Raw genomic sequence first — 22,837 nt, 5'->3', positions numbered from 1 at the left:
AAAGCTATATTATATATCCATAATTAAAGCATGGTTACTTGACCTTCCTGTAGGGGGAAGCTTTATCATTTAATGACAAAAGATCATCGACAGGTGTGGAAGCGATTAATCACTTTCATTATTTAATTGTCAATTAAAGTGATTCATAAGTACATACTGTGCTTTACAGTGAGACAGATTAGCTAATAATTGTTTGAACACGTCGATGAGTATATTGATTTGATGATAAAAGGAAAAGAATCAATGTTACGCCGTGATTTCATTAAATTAAGTGCCATTGCATGCACTGCCAGTACATTACCTCTTTGGAGCAGAATAGCAATAGCTGCGGGTAATTATCCAACTTTAGCCATCCCACCTTTACTTGAGCCAGATGCTCAAGGCAATATCAAAATTGCCATAAAAGAAGGCAGTTCGCAATTTATTCCGGGAAAAAAAACGATCACGTGGGGTTATAATGGTGATCTGTTAGGACCTGCATTGAGTTTGAAAAATGGTCAACAGGTTAATATTGATATTGTTAACCATCTACCAGAAGAGACAACAGTGCACTGGCACGGGTTGGAAATTTCAGGTGAAGAAGATGGAGGCCCTCAGGCTATTATTCGTCCGGGAGATAGCCGAAAAGTCAATTTTACTGTGGAGCAGGATGAGGCAACTTGTTGGTTCCATCCACACACTCACGGTAAAACGGGTTATCAGGTTGCCATGGGGCTTGCGGGGCTAGTTCTCATCAAAGATGATGACAGTGATAAACATGGCCTACCAAATGTTTGGGGTGTTGATGACATTCCAGTTATTTTACAAGACAAACGTTTGAAAGATGATGGGCAAATTGATTATCAACTCGATATTATGAGTGCTGCGATTGGTTGGTTTGGCGACATCATGCTAACTAATGGTGCCGTACTTCCAAAACATGTTGCACCTAAAGGTTGGTTACGTTTTAGATTACTGAATGGATGCAATGCTCGAAGCTTAAATATTTCAACCAGTGATGGACGAAAAATGTATGTTGTGGCAAGTGATGGCGGATTGTTAGCTGAGCCTATTGCTGTAACAGAACTTCCTATTTTAATGGGAGAACGTTTTGAAGTCTTAATTGATGCATCTGATGGTCAGCCATTTGATTTAGTGACTTTGCCTGTCAATCAGATAGGTATGACGATTACCCCATTTGACCAGCCTCTTCCTGTATTACATGTTGAAACAATGATGAGTGCGGGAGAAGGTAAATTGCCTTCAGTATTATCAACGATGCCTGCAATTCCTTCTTTAACGGGTCTTACTCGCCGTCGTTTCCATCTTATGATGGATATGCGATTAGATATGGAAGGGATGATGCTGTTACGAGAACGTTACGGTGACCAAGCTATGGGCGGTATGATGCACCATGGCAACATGATGAATGGTCCAATGATGCATAATGGTGACAATAGGGAAATGATGGGGCATAGAATGGGAAATCGTGCTAATGGGAACCATTGCGGCATGAATGGTGGGGAGTTTGATCTACATAATGCGAATACAATTAATGGCCAAGCTTTTTCTATGACAGAAGCTGCATTTGATGCACCAATGAATCGTCAAGAATTATGGGTTGTTTCTGGACGAGGCGACATGATGCTACATCCTTTCCATGTGCATGGTACACGTTTTAGAATTTTGAAAGAAAATGGCAGAGCGGTTGAACCACACAGACAAGGCTGGAAAGATATTGTTAAAGTTGAAGGCCAAGTCAGCGAGATATTGGTGGAATTCAAACATCCCGCCACAAATCAGCATCCCTATATGGCGCATTGCCATTTATTAGAGCATGAAGATACCGGAATGATGATGGGATTTTCGGTCAGTTAATTCAATATTGGTAGGTATTGCACTGTCTCGTTGTGAATTCGATGGTTTAAAAAATAATTAAAATCATGGTAGTAAGAATAACAATCTTTAGAGGCAGTGCTTGTTTATTACCGTTTTTATTGTTACTACTCATATTAATCAATTAATATTATCAATAAATTACTGTTATTTTTCAATGGTATCTCTTATAAATATGGATATTTGTTAACTTTCAACAAAATTCACAATAAGTCAGTCAATCCTCTTTTACGTCAAATGATGAGTTCTGTTATACTTGCCCGCATATTTTATTATCGCGTTTCCTATGTCTTCATTATGTTGAATTTTTGCTCTTTAATGGCAATCAAACAAAGATGATGATTTCATATGTAGAATAAGATGATTTTTAGGTTTTTAAACAAATAGGTATTGGGAAATTGAAACATACTCTTGAAGTGATGATCTCTGAAGAAGAGCTAAGTCAGCGAGTGAGCGAGCTAGCTGAGAAAATTAGCGCACATTATAAAAATATTGATGGTGAGCTAGTTTTAGTGGGATTGTTAAAAGGTTCTTTTATCTTTATGGCAGACCTGTGCCGTAAAATTGAAGTGCCTCATGAAGTCGATTTTATGACAGTTTCAAGCTATGGCAATGCGATGAATTCAAGCCGTGATGTTAAAATTGTCAAAGATTTAGATGAAGATATTCGCGGTAAACACGTTCTTATCGTTGAAGATATTATCGATTCAGGAAATACACTGAATAAAGTTCGTGAGATTTTTGAACTACGCGGACCAAAATCCGTCGCTATCTGTACACTGCTTGATAAGCCATCTCGTCGTGAAGTTGAAGTGCCAGTTGAGTGGGTTGGTTATTCAATAGAAGATAAATTTGTTGTTGGGTATGGTATTGATTATGCTCAGCAATATCGTCACTTGCCTTATATTGGACATGTGACTTTGCTTGAAGAATAGATAACCTATTCAATTGTTAATGATTGATAAAGCCCCCAATTGAATTGGATAACCAATCACTGGGGGTTATTTATAATCAATTAGTTATAACAAAAACTATTTCTTATTTGTTAATTTAGCAATCGTTTCGCGATAACACAGTTCCAGCTTTTCTCTGCTATCTGCTGTGATTTGCAAATCATGTAAACGGCCATTATTGATTCCGTAAACCCAACCGTGGATCATCACTTTTTGTCCGCGTTTCCATGCTGATTGCATAATCGTTGAATGCCCCAAGTTATAAACTTGCTCAACAACATTCAGCTCGCATAAGCGGTTTAAACGTTCACAAGGTTTCAGTTCACCCAGCATTGAGCTGTGTCGATACCAGATATCGCGAATGTGCAGCAACCAGTTATTAATCAGACCAAGTTCAGTATTATCAACCGCAGCTTCAATACCGCCACACCCATAATGTCCACAAATGATTATGTGCTCAACTTCAAGGACATCAACGGCATATTGGATAACTGACAGACAATTTAAGTCGGTATGAATGACGAGGTTGGCTACATTACGATGAACAAATAAGTCTCCAGGTGCTGCATTAATCAATTTTTCAGCAGGAACGCGGCTATCTGAACAGCCTATCCATAAAAATCGTGGTTTTTGCGCTTTGGATAATTCTTTAAAAAATTCAGGATTTTCTTCTTTGACAGATGCTGACCATGCTTCGTTGTTTGCGAATAGTTCTTCAATTTTTCTCATCATGACGTGTAGCCTAGTTTTTTAAATTCGACAAAATATATACAGGATTTACCCCTATATTGGCACTCTTTTTTACATTATTATAATGCTTAACTTATTTCGATAAGACAATATTGAATTCTCTAGCCAGTTGGATCAGTAAATATCAACCGATTTTCTCTTTTCTGCATAACAACCCCCCAAAAAAAGTGGCATCATAGTCACTATATTGCTCTTAAACCATGGCAAGAATAAAGGTATTTTTAACGTATGACATATGCACTTGAGTTATCAAAGCTCACCAAAACATACGCTGGTGGCATGAAAGCCTTACGAGGAATTGATTTAAAAGTTGAAGATGGTGATTTCTATGCATTGCTGGGTCCTAATGGTGCGGGCAAATCGACCACGATAGGGATTATCAGCTCGCTAGTGAATAAAACCAGTGGTTCGGTCAAAGTGTTTGGCTACGATTTAGATAAACAAGTCGTGTTAGCTAAACAGCAATTGGGATTAGTGCCTCAGGAGTTTAACTTTAACCCTTTTGAAACCGTGTTACAAATTGTACTCAATCAAGCGGGCTATTATGGTGTTCCTCGTGATCTAGCGCATCAGCGAGCAAAAACGTATCTTTCTCAGCTAGATTTATGGGAAAAAAGAGATGAGCGAGCACGTAATTTATCGGGGGGAATGAAAAGACGCCTAATGATTGCGCGTGCTTTAATGCATGAACCAAAATTATTAATTCTGGATGAGCCTACTGCGGGGGTTGATATTGAATTACGCCGCTCAATGTGGATATTTTTGAAAAAATTAAACTCACAGGGAACAACAATTATTTTGACGACGCATTATCTTGAAGAAGCAGAAATGCTTTGTCGTAATATCGGTATTATTCAACATGGTGAATTAGTTGAAAATACCAGTATGAAACAGCTACTGGGTCAATTAGAGTCAGAAACTTTCATCTTTGATCTTGCTGCAAAAAATCCTATTCCTGAATTGAAAGGCTATACATCGCGTTTAATTGATACGTCTACATTAGAAGTCGATGTAAAAAGAGAACAAGGGCTAAATGGTGTATTTAGCCAATTTAATGAGCAAGGTATTGAAATTATCAGTATGCGTAATAAAGCCAACAGGTTGGAAGAGCTATTTGTTAATTTAGTCAGAAAAGAGAATGAGTCTACTCATTCGGAGGCTGCACAATGATCACGCTTTATTGGGTTGCGCTCAAAACTATTTGGATAAAAGAAATAACCCGGTTCACCCGAATTTGGGTACAAACATTATTGCCGCCAGTAATTACCATGTCTCTCTATTTTATTATTTTTGGTAATTTAATTGGTTCAAGAATTGGCGATATGGGCGGCGTAGATTATATGCAATTTATTGTGCCCGGTTTGATTATGATGTCGGTGATAACTAACTCTTATGCTAATGTTTGCTCTTCATTCTTTGGATCTAAATTCCAGAAAAATATTGAAGAGTTACTTGTTGCACCGGTTCCTACTCATGTCATTATCGCTGGTTTTGTGGGAGGAGGTGTTGCTCGCGGTATTTTAGTGGGCTTATTAGTGACAATTGTGTCGCTATTTTTTATTCCCTTACAAGTCCATTCTTGGACAATGGTCGTTGTCACTCTATTATTAACTTCTATTGTCTTCTCGCTTGCTGGGCTATTGAATGCGATATTTGCCAAATCGTTCGATGATATCAGCATCGTGCCAACTTTTATTCTAACGCCATTAACATATTTAGGGGGGGTATTTTATTCTCTCACCCTGTTACCGCCATTTTGGCAAGCGGTATCAAAACTAAACCCGATTGTTTATATGATAAGTGGTTTTAGGTATGGATTTTTAGGCATAGCAGATGTGTCAATTGCCGTGACATTAGGCGTCTTGATGATCTTCTTAATTGTCTTTTATGTATTAACTTGGTACTTGATTGAACAAGGTCGTGGTTTAAGAAGTTAATCTAACATGATGGTATTAATAAAAACTCACCGTTCTGAACTCACCTTTACGGTGAGTTTTTTTATCGCTAAATATCAGAAGAAGTATAAATATATAAATAAGTAATATTACTTAGTTTTGTTTTTGTTAATATATTATTACTCCTTTTTCTATAAGTGATTTATAACGCAAAATAGATAAATATCGCAAATAAAATTCCTGAAAATAAGAGAAATACCGTATTGATATATTAATAATATACGTATTGCCAACAATATAAATATATTGTTCTTAAGGAATATTTTCACTTCGATTTTTTTTATGTTTTTTTATTTGTTATTATTGATTGTCAATGTAATGCATTGATAATCAATGTTTTTTATAACTAAAATTATGGATACCAAATAAAAGTGTAAATTAATGATGCAAAAGATAAGAAATATTTTATCTTTGTATAGATGAAAGTTCCTTTGTAACACACTGATTATATTTATCTTTTTTCACGCTATTTTCGATTGTTTTTTTATTGATCTATATCAATAAAAATTTTTCTTAAATAACAATCTGTTATATGATTTTTTGATTATCTTTTTTAGATTGTTCATTTACGTTTTGAAAGATCTCTCTTGGCTTATTACTGTTTTTTTCGGCTATAATTATTTATGACAACTTAGCAAGACAACTGAATTAGTTTTTAATTTCTTTATGGCACATTTTTATTATGTGTAATTTTTTATGTGTCAATTTAAATAATCTAGAACGCTAAATTTTTTTACGGAATTATTTAATGGCTGGAGTGTTTCATAAATAGTTCTTTGTTTAAATTTTTGTTAATTACTTTGAATAATATGAAGGTGTGTAGATGAGAAAATTACCAACACAAAAAATCCTTATGGCCATTATTGCTTCTTCATTAGCTTTTTCTGCTGTAGCTGAAGAACAAACAGGTACAATTACATTTAAAGGCCTTATTTATAACGCAACTTGTACTATTAATATTAATGATGCTAATTCACCAAATGCAGAAGTAAAAATGGGACGTTTTGCAACAAGTGAATTTGAAAGTAATGATGAAGTTGGTGGTACTGGCGGTGACGGTAAATTAAAAATTGCACTAATTGATTGCCCTGATCAAGGGAAAGTATCACTTCAATTAATTGGTAATGCTAGTGCTAATGATAATACTATTCTAGAACTTGATAATAAAGGAAATGCAGGCGTTGCTAAAAATGTTGGCATCCGTGTTTATTATGAAGATGATCAAACAAATCCAATTGTCGTTAATGGTAGTAAAACGGAAGATATTAATGTCCCTGGATTTAGTTCTCAGTGGGAAGGTTCATTTATAGCGAAATATGTGAAAACAGGCGGCACTGTTGAAGCGGGTCAAGCAGATGCAACTGTAAACTATAAAATTACCTATAAATAAGATTATAGCGCAGGTTAATTGTATTTAATCTGCGTTACTTTTCCCAAGGGGATTATTATGCTCATGAGAAAAATAGTACCTGCTTTATCTTTATTTTTTATCTCTATTTCTCCCTGTTATGCGGGGTTCGGATTAGAAACAACTCGAATTATTTATCATGAAAAAGATAAAAGTGAAGGTGTTGTTGCATTTAATACCGATAAAAATAGGAATTATTTACTTCAATCTTGGATTGAAGATAAAAATGGGAAGGTCACGCAAGATTTTGCAGCAACGCCACCATTATTGAAGTTAAGATCTGAACAAAAGAACACAATTCAAATTACTAAAATTGCAGCCTTACCAAGTGATAGAGAAACATTATATTGGTTAAATGTGAAATTTGTTGCGCCAAGCAGTGAAGACCTAGATAACGTTTTACGTTATTCCATGACAAATAAAATTAAATTAATTTATCGTCCAAGCACATTAGAAGATCAACAAATTGTTAGTTCGATGAATAAGCTAAATTGGTCACGCTTAGCAAATGGCGTCAAAGTTGTTAATCCAACACCTTATTATGTCAATATTGCAAAGTTAAAAATCAATGAAAAAGAGATTGAGGCGCCAAGTTATTTGGAACCCTATTCTGATACAGCAATTAATTTGCCTAAATCCGTAGGCAATGCGAATAAAGTTTCTTTGAGTTACATTAACGATTATGGCAAAGGATTAGACATCAATTACCTTATAAAATAATGATATTATAAAAGAAGAGTCAGGGCTTATGAATCGCTTTAATCATAAAAAGTACCCGCTTTCTCCCATTTTTGTGGCTATTTTATTTGCTTCATTTTCATGTGAAATGAAGTCTGCAGACTATTACCCACCAAGTTTATTAAGAATTGAGGGAACTGATACTCAATTAACTAACGAAGATTTAGATGTTTTTAGAGAAAATGATCTAGCACCAGGGAAATATTACGTAAAATTTTATATTAATAATAATTTAATTTTAACCAAAGATATTAATTTTGTGATGATGCCCGATCCAAAATCAGCTAAACAGCTCACACCATGTTTTAGCTATACGGAGTGGCAAAATTTTGGTATTGATTTAGACTCGAACTTAAATACTGACCAAGATTGCGTGAATATAAATAGCATTAAATATATGAGTCAGTACCTTGATTTAAATACTAAAATTTATTCACTCACCGTTCCTCAATCAATGATTGATTCGCAAAGAATTAGAAAGTTAGAAGAGGAACAATGGGACAATGGTATTCCGGCTATTTTTGTTAATTATTCTTTCTCAGCATTTAATAATTATAGTCATGGTAAAGTTGATGATAGCTATTTTGGGAATATTCAAACAAAATTAAATATAGGCGCATGGCGATACCGTAATTATTCGACATGGATGAATAATTCATATGATAAGAATAAATGGAATAACATCAGTAATACGGTATCAAGAAATATTAATTCAATAAAAAGTGAGCTAACACTAGGGAATCTATATACCAGTTCGCAACTGTTTGACTCGTTTAAATTAAAAGGTGCTAAATTAGCGACAGATCGGCAAATGGAACCTTATGATCTGACCCAATATGCACCTAGCGTCAACGGGATTGCTAACTCGGAATCAATTGTCACTATTGTTCAGAATGATCAGGTGATTTATAAGAAAAATGTGCCTGCGGGTCCATTTGAAATCACTGATTATTATCCAATGAGCAATGGCGGTAACCTTTATGTCAATGTACAAGAATCAAATGGTAGTGAAGTTAATTTCATCGTTCCTTTCTCCTCAATTGCCTTTTTAGAAAGAAAAGGCAGTATCAGATATAGTTTATCTACGGGGAAATATGATAGTCATAATAAAGGTGATGGGAATTATGTTAGCCAATTTGAATCTTATTATGGACTGACTAATTACATGACAATCTTTAGTGGAATTTTATACGCTGAAGATTATCAAGCTTATGCTGTTGGTACCGGTTTTAACTTAGGCAGCTATGGGGCAGTTACGACTGATATCGTTCATTCTCGAGCTAAAGTAGATAGCAATAAAACACTCAGTGGAAATGCTTTTAGAGTTAACTATTCAAAACGTATCGAAATGACCGATACCAGTGTTTCTGTAGCTGGTTTTCGTCATTTTGATAGCAACTTTTTGAATATTGATGATGCATATTCTTATGATGAAAATTATAGAGGTAGCTACGATAAGTTAAAAAATGAATATACCGTTTCGTTGACTCAACCTATTTTCAATACATCCAGTTCAATAAACTTAAACTCCGTTGTATATGAATATGCGAGTGGTAGTAAAAGGCATCTTATAATGTGGGCGTGAATAGCAATATTGATCGTATCACATACAGCGTTTATTACACTTATTCTAAGGGCGATCAGTACCAAAATAGTAACAAGAGCTCATATAATTTAAGTTTAAATATGAGCGTACCGATAAATATTTTCGATCGTTCCATGTATGTAAATTATGCTGCATCAACAGATAACCAACATCGTGTATTACAAACTGCTCGTTTAAGTGGTAACTATGGTTCCACCGATAGAGGATTTTGGGATATTTATCAAAGTTATGGTAATAAAGATGTGGGTTATTCTGGCGGGATAAGTAGTAGCTATCGTTCTCCATACGCCATTGTGAATGCTGGATATGCTTATAATGATGACCGTAAAAATTTAAATTATGGGATTAGTGGTGCATTTGTTGGAACACAATATGGAGGCGTATTTGCACCTTCAATTCAAGATACAAGCGCACTAATTGTGACAAAAGATGCACAAGGTATTGGTGTTGTTAATGGGCATTCAGTTGAAACTAACTCAGCGGGATTAGCTATTGTGCCGAGTATTTCACCTTATCGCAAAAATACATTAGCAATTGATACCAAAACAATCCCAGAAGACACTGAAATTGAAAATAACATTATCAATAATGTAATTCCTACTAAAGGTGCACTTATATTGGCAGATTTTGATGCTAAAAAGGGATACAAATTATTGTTTAAATTACGTCACGTGACAATGAATGAGATCCCCGTTGGGGCGAAGGCAATAACTGAAGATGAGCAGAGTCATCTCGTCTCTAACTTTAATACATTGTATTTAGTGGCGAATAAACCTAAAGGCAAAATTAATATCAATTGGAAAAATGAAGGCGTTCATGAAACCTGTGTGGTGGATTACAACATTGAAAATATCCAACCAACAAACGGGCTCTATATGCTTAACTCTGATTGCCGTTAGAAAGGAATTATCATCATGAAAAAATATAAAAATAAAAGTTTTGCATTAGTTCTGAGTGCCATATTGATTTTAATGACCGGGGGATATGCTTTTGCTGCACAAAATTGTGTTGAAAACGGGCGTTTAAAGCATTCAACAATGGAAGCTTTTGTTGATTTAAAATTAAGTGGCTTTATTAAAAAGAATCAAGAGTTAGGCCGATATACTTTTAGAAGGCAAGGCGGTCAAGGTGGTGTTGCAATATGTGATGCTGACTCGCAAGTCTATGCTTATACAACATACAGTGAAAGTACCGTTGCGAATTCGCGATATTATGGTGATATTAATGGACATCCTGCCTATCACGTTATGCCACGTGGTAATGATAATTTTGCCTATGTATTAATTGATAATACTACAGGGCAATCATTTAAGGTATCAGGGCAACCATTACCTGTCCCTGAAGGTGACTTAATGCCTATTGATGCAACTGTTATTCTTTATGCAGCGATAGATAATCCTAAGTCGACAACTTTTTACAGTGATATTATTGGTGCTATATTAATCAATCCTTATCAATCGGGTGGCGGTTCCACACGAATCGGCTATACATATCAGTTAGCTGGAAAAGTGGTTAGCGCCCCAACATCGTGTTCGCTGACGAATACTGATTTGGAATTCGAATTGCCGCGTATATCAACCACTGAATTGCCAGCAATCGGTTCACCAACATCTAATTATTCTAAAAGTAATGATTTAGTTATTGATTGTACAGGTAAGGTCTCTGCCAAAATCAAACTTCAAGCGGCTAACACTACAAGTTATAACGGAAAAGAATCGGTCATTAAGACAACTAATGAAGGTCAAAATGACAATGCGAGTGGTGTCGGATTTATTGTGAAATTACCTGGAAATAATAATGAAGTATTAGTTAATCAAGAGTTTGTAAGGTTAGCTGATTTAGATACGGGCTCAACTCCTGTGCCGTTAATAGCAGAATATTATCGTTATAATCCAGAAATAAAAGCGGGTAAATTGAACGCAGAGGCAAACTTCGTTGTACAGTTTAATTAATATAAAAATAATTCGAGTTGCATTGATTTTACTGCAACTCGAATTACCAAGGGTTTGTATTAGGCGACTTGAACAGGAACGGCCTTTGCAATACGACTCATGACATTATCATCGTCGAAATAAGCGACTTTAGGGCGATGGTGACGAGCATCATCTTCACTCATACTAATGTAAGAGCAAATAATTAGCTTATCGCCAACAGCAGCGCGGCGTGCAGCTGCACCATTGACAGAAATAATTTTCGAACCTCTTTCCCCTGCAATAGCATACGTTGAAAAACGTTCACCATTATCGACGTTATAAATATCGATTGCTTCATATTCAAGAATACCCGCAGCATCCATAAAATCCTGATCAATTGCACAAGACCCTTCATAGTGAAGGTCTGCTTGTGTTACTTTGACCCGGTGTAGCTTACCTTGTAACATTTTTCTAAATATCATTGCAGTTTGCCCGTGTTTATTGTGGGTAAGTATTGACCCTATTTTTTAAGCTGAAGTTGGCGATAGGTCAACTTGTAAATTGTCAATAAGACGTGTTTGGCCTAACCATGCGGCCATCAGGATCACGGCTTTCTGGCTAGATGGCGTCAATGAGGCAAGTGTTCGTGCATCTCGGATAAAAAGTTCATCAGGTGTGAAGCCCGCTTCGCGCAAAGATATATTCATTTCTTGAATAAGTGTATCCGCAGTCTCAGGTGAAGAAGCTAATTTTTCACCCGCTTGCTGCATAATATTGAATAATTGGGGGGCAATTTTCAGTTCATTTGCTGACAGATTATTATTCCGTGAACTTAACGCCAATCCATTTTTTGCACGAATAGTCGGAACTGCAACTATTTGAATATCGAAAGAAAGATCATCAACCATTTTGCGAATTAAACTTAATTGTTGAAAATCTTTTTCGCCAAAGAAAGCTAAATCGGGTTGGACTAAATTAAATAATTTGGTCACAACAGTTGCAACGCCACGGAAATGCCCTGGGCGACTTGCGCCTTCTAGGATTGATGATAGTTCCGGAACTTCGACAAACGTCTGTTTTTCCATCCCTTCGGGATAAAATTCTTTTGCTGAAGGTGCAAACACAAGATTAACATCACGACGTTTGAGTTTCTCACAATCTTCTTGCAACGTGCGTGGGTAATTAGCTAAATCAGATTGACGATCAAACTGCATTGGATTAACAAAAATACTGACAATCACAATATCAGCTTGTTGTTTTGCTTCATCAATCAGCGTTAAGTGCCCATCATGTAAATTTCCCATTGTCGGCACGAGGGCAATACGTTTGCCATCCAGCTTCCAGCGACGGATCTCGCGGCGAAGTATAGGAGCTGTTTCAATGATAAGCATAAATATGTTCCTTTTTATTGAGCCTAAATAGTTGTTTATTAATTTTAAATAATTGTTAGATCATTCAAATGAATGGGCTTCGCTTGGGTAGATACCATCTTCAACTTCTTGGATATACATGCCGATCGCATCATTAATATTTCCAGCTTGAGCAAGWAAATTTTTGGCGAATTTCGGCGGTCGAGCTGTGATCCCTAGCGCATCATGCATGACAAGAATTTGCCCATCTGTTTCTTTACCTGCACCAATACCAATGACGGGAAGTGATAATTTCTCAGTAATATGATGAGCAAGAGAAGTTGGAACACATTCAAGCACTAACAACTGAATTCCTGCCTGTTCTAAGGCTAACGCATCTTGTGTTAATTGAGTTGCTGTTGCTTCATCGCGGCCTTGTACTTTATAGCCACCTAGCACATTTACGGCTTGTGGTGTCAATCCGAGGTGGCCGCAAACAGGCACAGAGCGCTCACAAAGCATTTTTACTGTTTCAACTAGCCAACGACCACCTTCAACTTTGACCATATTTGCGCCGGCTTGCATCAAGATAGCGGCATTAGCACAAGCTTGCTCAGGTGTTGCATAACTCATAAAAGGCATATCAGCAATGATAAAGGCGTTAGGTGCACCTTTACGAACGCAGCGCGTGTGATAAGCAATTTGTTCAACAGTGACAGGAAGGGTGCTAGTTTCGCCTTGAATGGTCATACCAAGTGAATCACCAACCAGCATCACTTGGATACCTTGCTCAGCAAATAATTGCGCAAAGCTGGCATCATAGGCAGTGATCGTTGCAAATTTATGCTTGTTTTTTTTGCATTGAGCTAAAACTGACAGAGAAATTGGTTTCATTGTAATAACCTCCGGAAATGATCTCACAAGGAGTATTTACTGGCGAAAATTTCAGTGATTAAGCGGTTGTATCCCAAAAAGTGAGACCATTACGTGGAACCTGAGTGAGCCTTTGTGCAAGTGGCTCACCATCAGGAAAAATAAGGTGAGGAGCAATGTCATTGAGCGGATATAGCATAAATTCCCGCTCTTTTAATCCATAATGTGGCACGGTTAATCGCGGGGTGCTAATAACACGATCTCCAAACAGCATAATATCAAGATCAAGTGTTCTAGGGCCCCAGCGTTCAGCTTTGCGTACTCGACCTAGCTCAAGCTCAATCCTTTGAGTATGGTCAAGCAATTCTTCTGGTTCAAGCTCGGTTTCAAGTAACACGGCAAGATTGAGAAAATCATTTTGATCTTGTGGACCTAAAGGTTTAGTGCGATAGATTGAAGAGGTTTTGCTCACTTTGCTTTTGGGGATCTCATTCAATGCTTCAATAGCTTGCTGTGCTTGTTTTAGCGGATCACCAAGATTACTACCAATAGCGATATAAACCTGCTCCATTCTTTAGCTCCTAAGATTTATTCGGCTTACGCGCGGCATGTGATGGTTTACGAGGGCGGTGGCGTTTACGTACAGGTGAACTACCCAGTTCAGCAATCATTTCACGTTGCTGAGTATTATTTGCTCTTTGGTAATCATCCCACCAAGTTGCGAGTTCTTGTAGCTCAGTTCTGCGCTCAACATTAGCGCGAAGTTCTAGCAAATCAAAAGCAGCACGGAATTTTTGATGTTCCATTAACTTACTCGCACGACGACCCTGCCTACGCGGAAGGCGTAACTGTAACTGCCAAATATCGCGCATGGTTGTAGTAATGCGTTTAGGTATGGCAATAGACCGACATTGATCGTCTAGAATATCATTCATTGCTAAAGCAAATGCGTCATAATAAGCAAGACCACCTTCTTGAGAAAGCTTCTCTGCATGTTCTGTTACGGGATACCATAACATTGCTGCAAATAAGAAAGCGGGATTGACAGGTCGTTCATTTTTGAGTCTAAAATCAGTATTTTTCAGGACTTGCTCAATGATTTTCTCCATTGGCGAGTCATTATTTAGCGTGAATCGGATACTGATTGTGGGAAAGAGTTGTTCAAATAAGTGGTACTCTTTCAGCATTTTATAGGTTGCATAACCTTGTCCTGCTTGAAGTAATTTTAGTGATTCTTCAAACAGTCTTGCTGATGGAATTTCTCTTAAAAGTGGCGCTAATTGCTTAATTGGCTGTGCCGTTTTTGGCTCAATGCGCATATCAAGCTTACACGCAAAGCGCACCGCACGTAACATTCTGACGGGATCTTCACGATATCGCGTTTCCGGATCGCCAATTAAACGAATGATCCCATCTTTGAGATCTTTTAAACCGTCGACATAATCACGAACAGAGAAATCATCAATGTTGTAATACAAGCTGTTTACTGTGAAATCACGGCGAATAGCATCTTCTTCAATTGAACCGAAAATATTATCACGGAGTAACATGCCGTTTTGGGCTTGTTGTGACAGGTTTTTATCTTCAGTGATACTTTGATCATGATGTCCACGGAAAGTAGCGACTTCAATCACTTCTGGTCCAAACATGATATGTGCTAGACGGAATCTGCGACCAACTAAACGGCAATTGCGAAATAGTTTTCTGATCTGCTCGGGAGTCGCATTTGTCGTGATATCAAAGTCTTTTGGTTTTTTACCTAATAATAAATCACGAACACCACCACCGACGAGGTAAGCTTCATAGCCACCTTTATTCAGTCGATACAATACCTTCAGCGCATTATCACTGATATCATTTCGTGAAATATTATGTTCTGAACGTGGGATGATTGTGATCTTTTCATCTGTTCCGGTCGTCATTGTCTCTGTTTTCTCTGCCTGAATGTCGGCACGTTTGGATTGACGAACCGTATTTTTCGTTTGTTTCGCATTCTGCTCTAGATAATGACTTTCTGTCGATGCAGAGTGAGTGACTGGCCTTTCACCGGCTGCCTGAGTGTCACGCATATCTTTGTCATTTCGTGATAAAATATTACGGCAGAAATTTGCTACTCGGTTAAAAATAGTACACCTCGATGTTATTACGAATATTCATTAAACAAAATAAGCGGCTAATCATAGCCTACTGAACTTTCTTTGAGAATGGCTAAACGCATAAAAGTCACATTCAATCATAGATGGTGTTAATAATACCATCAGAATTGTTTCATTGTGACTGAACGTTTTTAATTCATTATTGTGGTCATTCACAAGTCGTAAATTTCCTAATTAATTGATTGCTATTATTGTTTATTGATATGTAGTCAGCTCGACGATAGCAGCTCTTAATGAAGACATGAATATTAAGCCTGTTATGAAATATTTTCATCAATAAAGCGCCCTTTAACACAAAAAATTATGAATAGAGTTATTATGAATAGAGTTAATGAGCGGCTAAGTCGAAAAATAGGATAAACTTTTTGCAGGTAAGTAGGTAATAAGAAGTGGCATTTATTAATATGAATCATTTGTTTGTTTAAGACCTTAGCGGCGCAATGGCGCGCCGTTAAGGATCTTTTTGTATTTTAGCCAGCCATTTGCTTTTCGCGAATTTCTGCTAATGTTTTACAGTCGATACATAAATCAGCTGTAGGGCGGGCTTCCAAACGACGGATACCAATTTCCACTCCACAAGATTCACAGAAGCCAAAATCCTCTTCTTCGACTTTCTTCAATGTTTTTTCAATCTTCTTAATTAACTTACGCTCACGGTCGCGGTTGCGTAATTCAAGACTGAACTCTTCTTCCTGAGCTGCTCTATCAACAGGGTCTGGAAAGTTAGCTGCCTCATCTTGCATATGAGTAACTGTCCGGTCGACTTCATCCCTGAGTTGATTGCGCCATGCTTCGAGAATGAGTTTAAAATGAGCCAGCTGGGCTTCGTTCATGTACTCTTCGCCAGCCTTTTCATGATAGGGCTCAACCCCGGCAATGGCGAGAATGCTTAAGGACGATGTCTTACGTTTTTGCCCTTCTTGCATAATGCTTCTCCTACACACGCAAATTTCACAAAAACCCCAAAGGGGAAAAATAAGGTCGCTATAAATAGCAGAAGAGAGCCGTCTTGGCAATCATTCATGCAAGAGTTTTGTAATGCTGTGAAGGCGCGCGTGTTTGTTCCTTTTTAAGCCCCCAGAACTCAAGCATCCTCTCTTTACTTACCAATTAAACTAACATTATCTCACAAAGATAAACGGAATTTTTCTACCCAATAGCATTTTTCTCTCTGTTATATCTGTTTGATAACAGAGAATTTCAACGCCATTTTCAACTGCTTCATTTAACAATTTTGCATAATTTTTGTCTATATGTGCCGCGACAGATACCTCATGAATACCCGTATGTAAAACAGCAAACAACAGTATGGCTCTTTTTCCTTCTTTAGCAATTGTTGTTAGCTCGCGTAAATGTTTTTGTCCTCTTTGCGTTACAGCATCAGGGAAATAACCGTGATTATTTTCTAACAGAGTGACCGATTTTACTTCAATAAAACAATCAACTAAGGACTCACCGGAAAGAAAAAAATCAATACGGCTATTTTCTGTACCATATTTAACTTCAGGTTTGATGATAGTATATTCAGATAATTCTGGAATGTCTTGCTCCAGCAAAGCTTCAGCAATAATTTGGTTAGCTCGTAACGTGTTGACACAAATGAGATGGCCTTGTGCTGTTTGTGTCACTTCCCAACTATGTGGGTATTTTCGCTTTGGGTTATCAGATGTGGAGTACCAAATTGTATCACCCGGATTTGCGCAACCTGTCATTGCACCTGTATTTGCGCAATGAATTGTTATTGTTTCACCATTTGACGTTATGATGTCAGCAAGAAAGCGTTTATAACGTTTGATGAGAGTGCCTGATTGTAGTGGGGGATTAAACTTCATTGTTTCTCCGCATAAACATCCAGTAATAGACAGCAATGCTACATTGTTTATAACAATATGTTTATAAAAATATTTATTAGAAAAAGTTAAAATTCATGGAGTTTTATCCACGTGTTACCTATTTATGATGTTAGTGATTCCTTACTCTCAGCTTTAGAAAGCTCACCACAAGTTCTATTACTTGCGCCAACGGGGGCGGGTAAATCAACAGGATTACCATTAGTTATTCTTAAAAGTGGTGTGATCCAAGGGCGAATCATTATGCTAGAACCTCGACGTATTGCGGCAAGGACGGTAGCAATGCGTTTGGCTGACCAACTTGGTGAAGAGGTTGGGAAAACTATTGGGTTACGGATGCGTTCTGAAAGTAAAATCAGCTCACATACACGCATTGAAGTGGTAACCGAAGGTGTGTTAACACGTATGTTACAAAATGACCCTATGTTGGAAGGTATTGGTTTAATTATTCTTGATGAATTTCATGAACGTAGCTTACAAGCTGATTTGGGATTGGCATTATTACTAGATGTGCAGCAAGCATTGCGTGATGATTTAAAAATTCTTTTAATGTCAGCAACATTAGATGACCAAGGGCTGAATTCACTCTTTCCTGATGCTCCCGTGATTATTTCTGAAGGGCGAACTTATCCTGTTACTCGCGCTTTCCATCCTATCAATGGCCATAAATTATTTCATAAAGAAGTGGCTAATGCGGTTTATCAGTTGTTGTCACAAGAAAAAGGTTCTTTATTATTATTTCTGCCAGGGGTGAGTGAAATTGAAAAAACACGCTCTGAATTAGCCCCGATGGTTAGTGAGGACATACTTTTATGCCCATTATATGGCGCGTTGTCCATCAAAGAGCAACAACAAGCAATACAACCTGCTCCTACAGGAAAACGTAAAGTTGTTTTAGCAACCAATATTGCTGAAACTAGCTTAACCATTGAAGGAATTCGTTTGGTTGTTGATAGTGGGTTTGAGCGCGTGGGAATGTTTAATCCTAAATCAGGGTTAACTAAATTGGTAAAACAGCGGATTAGTCAGGCATCAATGGTGCAACGTGCTGGTCGTGCAGGAAGGCTTGAAGAAGGTGTGTGTTGGCATTTATTGAGTCAAGAGCAAGCACAACGTGCAATGCAATATAGTGAAGCTGAAATTTTACACAGTGATTTAAGTTCTCTTTGGTTATCATTGCGACAATGGGGCTGCCAAGATGTGACACAGCTTCAATGGCTTGATATGCCCCCTAATTCTGCTGTGTTAGCGGCCAAAAAATTACTTTCTCAGTTAGGCGCGATTGATACACAAGGGCAGTTAACCACTTTTGGTCGGTCAATGGCGGAAACGGGGAGTTCAGTGCGGACTGCCGCTGTTTTACAACACGCTCAGCAAAGCCAAAATACGAATATTATCAAATTAGCCGCTTTACTCGTGGCAATATTAGAAGAACCACCTCGTCGAGGTCATAGTGACCTTCGTAACTATTTAGAAAAACCTACAGCAAATTGGTGTCTGCGTGCTTCAATTCTTTGCGGACAAAAAATTAATGCACATGCAATAAGTGAAATAGTTAACCAACAAATCGATTTGGTCAGTAAGTGGTTGCCAACCTTATTAGCTGCGGGATTTCCTGACCGTATTGCTAAAAGCCGTGATAACCAATATCGTTATCAACTTTCAAATGGTTTAGGCGCAGTATTAGATGAATCTGACAGTTTAGTTGAAACGCCATGGCTGATTGCACCTGAGCTTTGGCAACCTGAATCATCCGCAGATGCAAGAATAACTTTAGCATTACCTTTTAAAATTGAAGAGTTACGTGTTTGTTGTCCTGAGTTGTTTTCCCTACAAGAAATGGTCGAATGGGATGAGCAAAAAGGAACATTAATTGCTTGGCGGAGAGTGCTTTGCGGGCAATTAGTGATTCAGTCAGAAAGATGGAGCAATCCAGATAAAAAGCAGATAAAACAAGCTCTATTATATTGGTTGCGCCAAAATGGGTTATCCAGTTTAGATTGGAGTGAGTCGGCAGAACAGTTACGTATCCGCTGCCAGCTTGCACAACAATGGTTTCCCGATGTTTTATTACCAAATGTAGATGATGATAGCTTGTTAGATTCACTAGAATTATGGTTAGCACCTTATTTAGATAACATTACGCATCGCCAGCAATTACAATCAATTAATTTAGCGGAATTACTGACTCACCGTTTAAGTTGGGAGCAAAACCAGTGGTTAAATACGGTTTTGCCAACACATTATTTATCCGGCTCAGGTAAGAAAGTTAGTATTCACTATTTTTTAGATAAACCGCCATTAATTGAAATTCGGATGCAAGAGATGTACGGTGAAAATCAAAACCCAACAGTTGCACAAGGAAAAGTCACTGTTACTTTATCTTTATTGTCCCCTGCAATGCGCCCTTTACAGATAACTCAAGATCTCGGCGTATTTTGGCAAGGAAGCTACAGGGAAATACAAAAAGAGATGAAAGGCCGTTATCCAAAACACTTGTGGCCTGATGACCCCGTAAATACACAGCCAACCAGCCAAACAAAGAAAGCTATGTTGTCGACAAAATCAGATAAACGCTAATGTAGAGTTATGTAACTAATTGTATATTAAAATAATGTACTCAATTTAAAATTGATAAATATTGTTGCCCCAAGTATTTTTGTCTCATGTCAGAAATGCGATAACATGAGCTTTGAACTAAGTCATAGGGCATAATGAATGGCTTTATTCTGTCAATAATCTGATGTTTTAAGACAGTGTTGAGAGTTAAAGTTAACCAAACCAAGTTTGAATGTGATATGGAGTGACCATGTCAGGTAAAGATTTAGAACCTATCGGTAGACGTAAAAAGCCGGTAAAGCAAAAGAAAAAACCTAATTCACGTCGACGTAGAGAACGTGATGATTATGAAGAGTATGATGACGAGCTTTTTGATAATGATGATATTGACGAGCAAAACCTCGATGATGAAGAGAATGAGCTAATGGCTAAAAAGCGCCAATCAAATAAAAAGAGTAACAAAAACCGTAGTCCTAAAAGTAAATGGCGTTGGTTTTGGCTATTGGTCAAAATCTTTATTGTCTTTGCCGTATTGTTAGCCGCTTATGCTTTTTATTTAAATCAACAAATTAAAGAACGCCTTGATGGCAAGGTTTGGGATTTACCTGCGGCTGTTTATGGCCGAATGGTAAACTTAGAACCCGGTATGGATTACAGCCAAGCTGAAATGGTGCGCTTATTAGAAGGTATGCAGTATCGAAAAGTCACTAAAATCACGAATTCAGGTGAGTTTTCAGTGAAAGGTAATACGATTGATATCTTGCGTCGACCATTTAATTTTCCTGACCAAAAAGAAGGTCCAATTTCAGCCCGTATGGTGTTTGATCGCGGCATGCTCAGCAAAATTGAAAACCTTGAAACGGGGCGTTCATTTGGTTTCTTCCGATTAGACCCGAAACTTATCACCATGATGCAATCAGCAAATAATGAACAACGTTTAGTTCTGCCACTTGCTGATTTCCCTGAGTCATTAGTGAAAATCTTAATAGAAACAGAAGATCGTGATTTCTACCAACATGATGGGGTTAGCCTTTATTCTATTGGACGTGCTATTGTTGCTAACTTATCCGCGGGAAGATCAGTTCAAGGGGGAAGTACCCTGACACAGCAATTGGTCAAAAACCTCTTTTTAACCAATGAGCGAACATTAAAGCGTAAAGCTAATGAAGCAATAATGGCAGTATTGCTGGATTACAATTACAGCAAAGAACGTATTTTGGAATTGTATCTTAACGAAGTGTATTTAGGACAAAATGGCAATGATGAAATTCGCGGTTTCCCGTTAGCGAGTTTGTATTATTTTGGTCGACCAATTAATGAATTGAGTCTCGATCAGCAGGCACTATTAGTTGGTATGGTTCAAGGCGCTTCAACTTTTAATCCTTGGACTAAGCCAAAAAATGCCACTAAACGCCGTAATATTGTGTTGAAGATCCTTGAAACTCGTAAAGTCATTGATAAAGAACTTTATGAAGTGCTTAGTGCGCGCCCTTTAGGCGTAAAAACGAAAGAAGGGTTAGTTGCCTCCCAACCTGCTTTTATGCAGATGGTACGCCAAGAACTTAATGAAAGATTAGGCGATAAAGTCAAAGATTTATCGGGCGCAAAAATTTTCACTACACTTGATCCTATCTCACAAACGGCTGCTGAAATAGCGATTGAATCAGGTGTTGCTCAGTTGCGTAAAGATAGAAATCTTGATGATATTGAAGGGGCGATGGTGGTTGTCGACCGCATCAATGGTGAAGTCCGCGCGATGGTTGGTGGCTCACAACCACAGTTCTCAGGCTTTAACCGCGCATTAAATGCACGTCGCAATATTGGTTCATTAGCAAAACCCCCAGTTTATTTAGCCGCACTTAACGAACCAGATCGTTTCCGTTTAAACACTTGGTTAAAAGATGAACCCTTGTCTGTTAAAGTTGGAAACCAAACTTGGAGCCCAAGAAACTATAGTCGTAATTTTACGGGTGGTATGTTGCTGATTGATGCATTAGCAAGGTCACAAAACGTTCCAACTGTAAATCTAGGTTTAGATGTTGGTCTTGACCAAATCGTCAATATCTTTGTGCGTTTAGGTGCGCCAGCATCTGCGATAGAGAAAGTGCCAGCAATGTTATTAGGTGCTATTAACCTTACGCCAGCTGAAGTGGCACAAATTTATCAAACCATTGGTGGCGAAGGAAATAGAGCAAAACTATCGGCATTACGTTCCGTTATCGATGGTGATGATCAGGAAATTTACCAAAGTTTCCCATCAGCGGAGCGAGCTGTTCCGTCACAAGCGGCCTATTTAACACTGTATGGAATGCAACAAGTTGTACAGCAAGGAACAGGGCGAGTTTTACTGTCTAAATATGGTAAATATCATCTTGCAGGTAAAACCGGAACAACCAACGATTTGCGTGATAGCTGGTATGCCGGTATTGATGGCAAGGAAGTTGCTATTGTGTGGATTGGCCGAGACAATAATGGCCCAACGCAATTAACAGGGTCAACGGGTGCGCTAAGAGTGTACCAACGTTATTTGGATAACCAAGCACCGTTAGCATTGATGAATCGAGCACCTGAAGGGATTGTTGAGATGAAAGTGATGCCTGATGGGCAATTTAACTGTTCTGATTTCGGTGGTGGTCGTTTATTACCTATCTGGACAGATAATCCGCAAGCGTTATGTCAAAGTTCAGCTAACCAAGAACCTGTTTGGGATTTAAATAATCATTCTCAGCAAGAAACTGAAAGTGATGCACCTGAATGGGTAAAAGAGATGTTTGGCAGTAAAAACTAATGGCTAAACTGCCCGATAATGAGTTTTATCGGGCAGTGACTGTTAATCGAATCTATGGTTAATT

19 protein-coding genes are annotated in these 22,837 nt (G+C 37.8%); 11 read left to right on the top strand and 8 right to left on the bottom strand.

What is annotated here, in order from left to right; all coding sequences use genetic code 11:
* Positions 1-243: 243 nt before the first annotated feature.
* Together cueO and hpt are read left to right on the top strand one after the other, a co-directional pair.
* Entirely contained in the window at positions 244-1,857 is a 1,614-nt protein-coding gene (gene cueO, locus OO7_RS13720; protein ID WP_008916528.1) for a multicopper oxidase CueO, read from the top strand.
* A gap of 416 nt (positions 1,858-2,273) precedes the next feature.
* Positions 2,274-2,810, top strand: coding sequence for a hypoxanthine phosphoribosyltransferase (gene hpt / locus OO7_RS13715; RefSeq protein WP_008916527.1), 537 nt, complete (start codon positions 2,274-2,276; stop codon positions 2,808-2,810).
* 96 nt (positions 2,811-2,906) lie between these two features.
* Here hpt and can read toward each other — a convergent pair whose 3' ends face one another.
* Positions 2,907-3,560: a carbonate dehydratase gene (can, locus tag OO7_RS13710; RefSeq protein ID WP_043892732.1), complete on the bottom strand. Its 654-nt coding sequence runs from the start codon at positions 3,558-3,560 to the stop codon at positions 2,907-2,909.
* 246 nt (positions 3,561-3,806) lie between these two features.
* On the opposite strand from can, the gene OO7_RS13705 reads away from it, so the two are divergent.
* The 7 genes from OO7_RS13705 (at position 3,807) to OO7_RS13680 (ending at position 11,237) form a co-directional block, all read left to right on the top strand.
* Positions 3,807-4,748 carry an ABC transporter ATP-binding protein gene (locus OO7_RS13705; RefSeq protein ID WP_008916525.1) on the top strand — a complete coding sequence of 314 codons (942 nt, stop codon included), beginning with the start codon at positions 3,807-3,809 and terminating at the stop codon, positions 4,746-4,748.
* Entirely contained in the window at positions 4,745-5,515 is a 771-nt protein-coding gene (locus tag OO7_RS13700) for an ABC transporter permease (protein WP_008916524.1), read from the top strand. The genes OO7_RS13705 and OO7_RS13700 overlap by 4 nt, the downstream gene beginning before the upstream one ends.
* A gap of 841 nt (positions 5,516-6,356) precedes the next feature.
* On the top strand, positions 6,357-6,923 hold the full coding sequence (locus OO7_RS13695; protein WP_008916523.1) for a fimbrial protein: 567 nt from the start codon (positions 6,357-6,359) through the stop codon (positions 6,921-6,923).
* A 63-nt stretch (positions 6,924-6,986) separates the two neighbouring features.
* Positions 6,987-7,661 carry a fimbrial biogenesis chaperone gene (locus OO7_RS13690; RefSeq protein ID WP_236620656.1) on the top strand — a complete coding sequence of 225 codons (675 nt, stop codon included), beginning with the start codon at positions 6,987-6,989 and terminating at the stop codon, positions 7,659-7,661.
* Between the two features lie 28 nt (positions 7,662-7,689).
* Positions 7,690-9,264: a fimbria/pilus outer membrane usher protein gene (locus tag OO7_RS13685; RefSeq protein WP_008916521.1), complete on the top strand. Its 1,575-nt coding sequence runs from the start codon at positions 7,690-7,692 to the stop codon at positions 9,262-9,264.
* The gene (locus OO7_RS17265) at positions 9,255-10,184 is read left to right on the top strand and encodes a fimbria/pilus outer membrane usher protein (protein WP_336431218.1); all 930 of its coding nucleotides are present in this window, start codon (positions 9,255-9,257) and stop codon (positions 10,182-10,184) included. Before OO7_RS13685 ends, OO7_RS17265 begins: the two co-directional genes overlap by 10 nt.
* 15 nt (positions 10,185-10,199) lie before the next feature.
* Entirely contained in the window at positions 10,200-11,237 is a 1,038-nt protein-coding gene (locus OO7_RS13680; protein ID WP_008916519.1) for a fimbrial protein, read from the top strand.
* Positions 11,238-11,296: 59 nt separating this feature from the next.
* On the opposite strand, the gene panD is transcribed toward OO7_RS13680, so the two are convergent.
* From panD to sfsA, 7 genes are all read right to left on the bottom strand, one after another.
* Entirely contained in the window at positions 11,297-11,677 is a 381-nt protein-coding gene (gene panD, locus OO7_RS13675; RefSeq protein ID WP_043892918.1) for an aspartate 1-decarboxylase, read from the bottom strand.
* 48 nt (positions 11,678-11,725) lie between these two features.
* Positions 11,726-12,589, bottom strand: coding sequence for a pantoate--beta-alanine ligase (gene panC, locus OO7_RS13670; protein WP_008916517.1), 864 nt, complete (start codon positions 12,587-12,589; stop codon positions 11,726-11,728).
* Positions 12,590-12,649: 60 nt separating this feature from the next.
* A complete protein-coding gene (gene panB / locus OO7_RS13665) occupies positions 12,650-13,441 on the bottom strand; it encodes a 3-methyl-2-oxobutanoate hydroxymethyltransferase (protein ID WP_008916516.1) in 792 nt (263 codons plus the stop codon).
* A 58-nt stretch (positions 13,442-13,499) separates the two neighbouring features.
* Positions 13,500-13,991, bottom strand: coding sequence for a 2-amino-4-hydroxy-6-hydroxymethyldihydropteridine diphosphokinase (folK, locus tag OO7_RS13660; protein ID WP_008916515.1), 492 nt, complete (start codon positions 13,989-13,991; stop codon positions 13,500-13,502).
* A gap of 10 nt (positions 13,992-14,001) precedes the next feature.
* Entirely contained in the window at positions 14,002-15,489 is a 1,488-nt protein-coding gene (pcnB, locus tag OO7_RS13655; protein WP_008916514.1) for a polynucleotide adenylyltransferase PcnB, read from the bottom strand.
* Positions 15,490-16,046: 557 nt separating this feature from the next.
* Positions 16,047-16,502, bottom strand: coding sequence for an RNA polymerase-binding protein DksA (gene dksA / locus OO7_RS13650; RefSeq protein ID WP_008916513.1), 456 nt, complete (start codon positions 16,500-16,502; stop codon positions 16,047-16,049).
* 195 nt (positions 16,503-16,697) lie between these two features.
* Positions 16,698-17,408, bottom strand: a complete 711-nt coding sequence (sfsA, locus tag OO7_RS13645) for a DNA/RNA nuclease SfsA (RefSeq protein ID WP_008916512.1) — start codon at positions 17,406-17,408, stop codon at positions 16,698-16,700.
* 111 nt (positions 17,409-17,519) lie between these two features.
* Between sfsA and hrpB the strand changes: the two genes are divergently transcribed.
* Positions 17,520-20,006: an ATP-dependent helicase HrpB gene (gene hrpB, locus OO7_RS13640; RefSeq protein ID WP_008916511.1), complete on the top strand. Its 2,487-nt coding sequence runs from the start codon at positions 17,520-17,522 to the stop codon at positions 20,004-20,006.
* 229 nt (positions 20,007-20,235) lie between these two features.
* On the top strand, positions 20,236-22,773 hold the full coding sequence (mrcB, locus tag OO7_RS13635) for a bifunctional glycosyl transferase/transpeptidase (protein ID WP_008916510.1): 2,538 nt from the start codon (positions 20,236-20,238) through the stop codon (positions 22,771-22,773).
* Positions 22,774-22,837 lie beyond the last annotated feature (64 nt).

Source organism: Providencia sneebia DSM 19967 (genome assembly GCF_000314895.2).
GTDB lineage: Bacteria > Pseudomonadota > Gammaproteobacteria > Enterobacterales > Enterobacteriaceae > Providencia > Providencia sneebia.
Note: the sequence above shows the minus strand (reverse complement) of the source record. Positions and strands in the feature narration are given on the sequence as shown.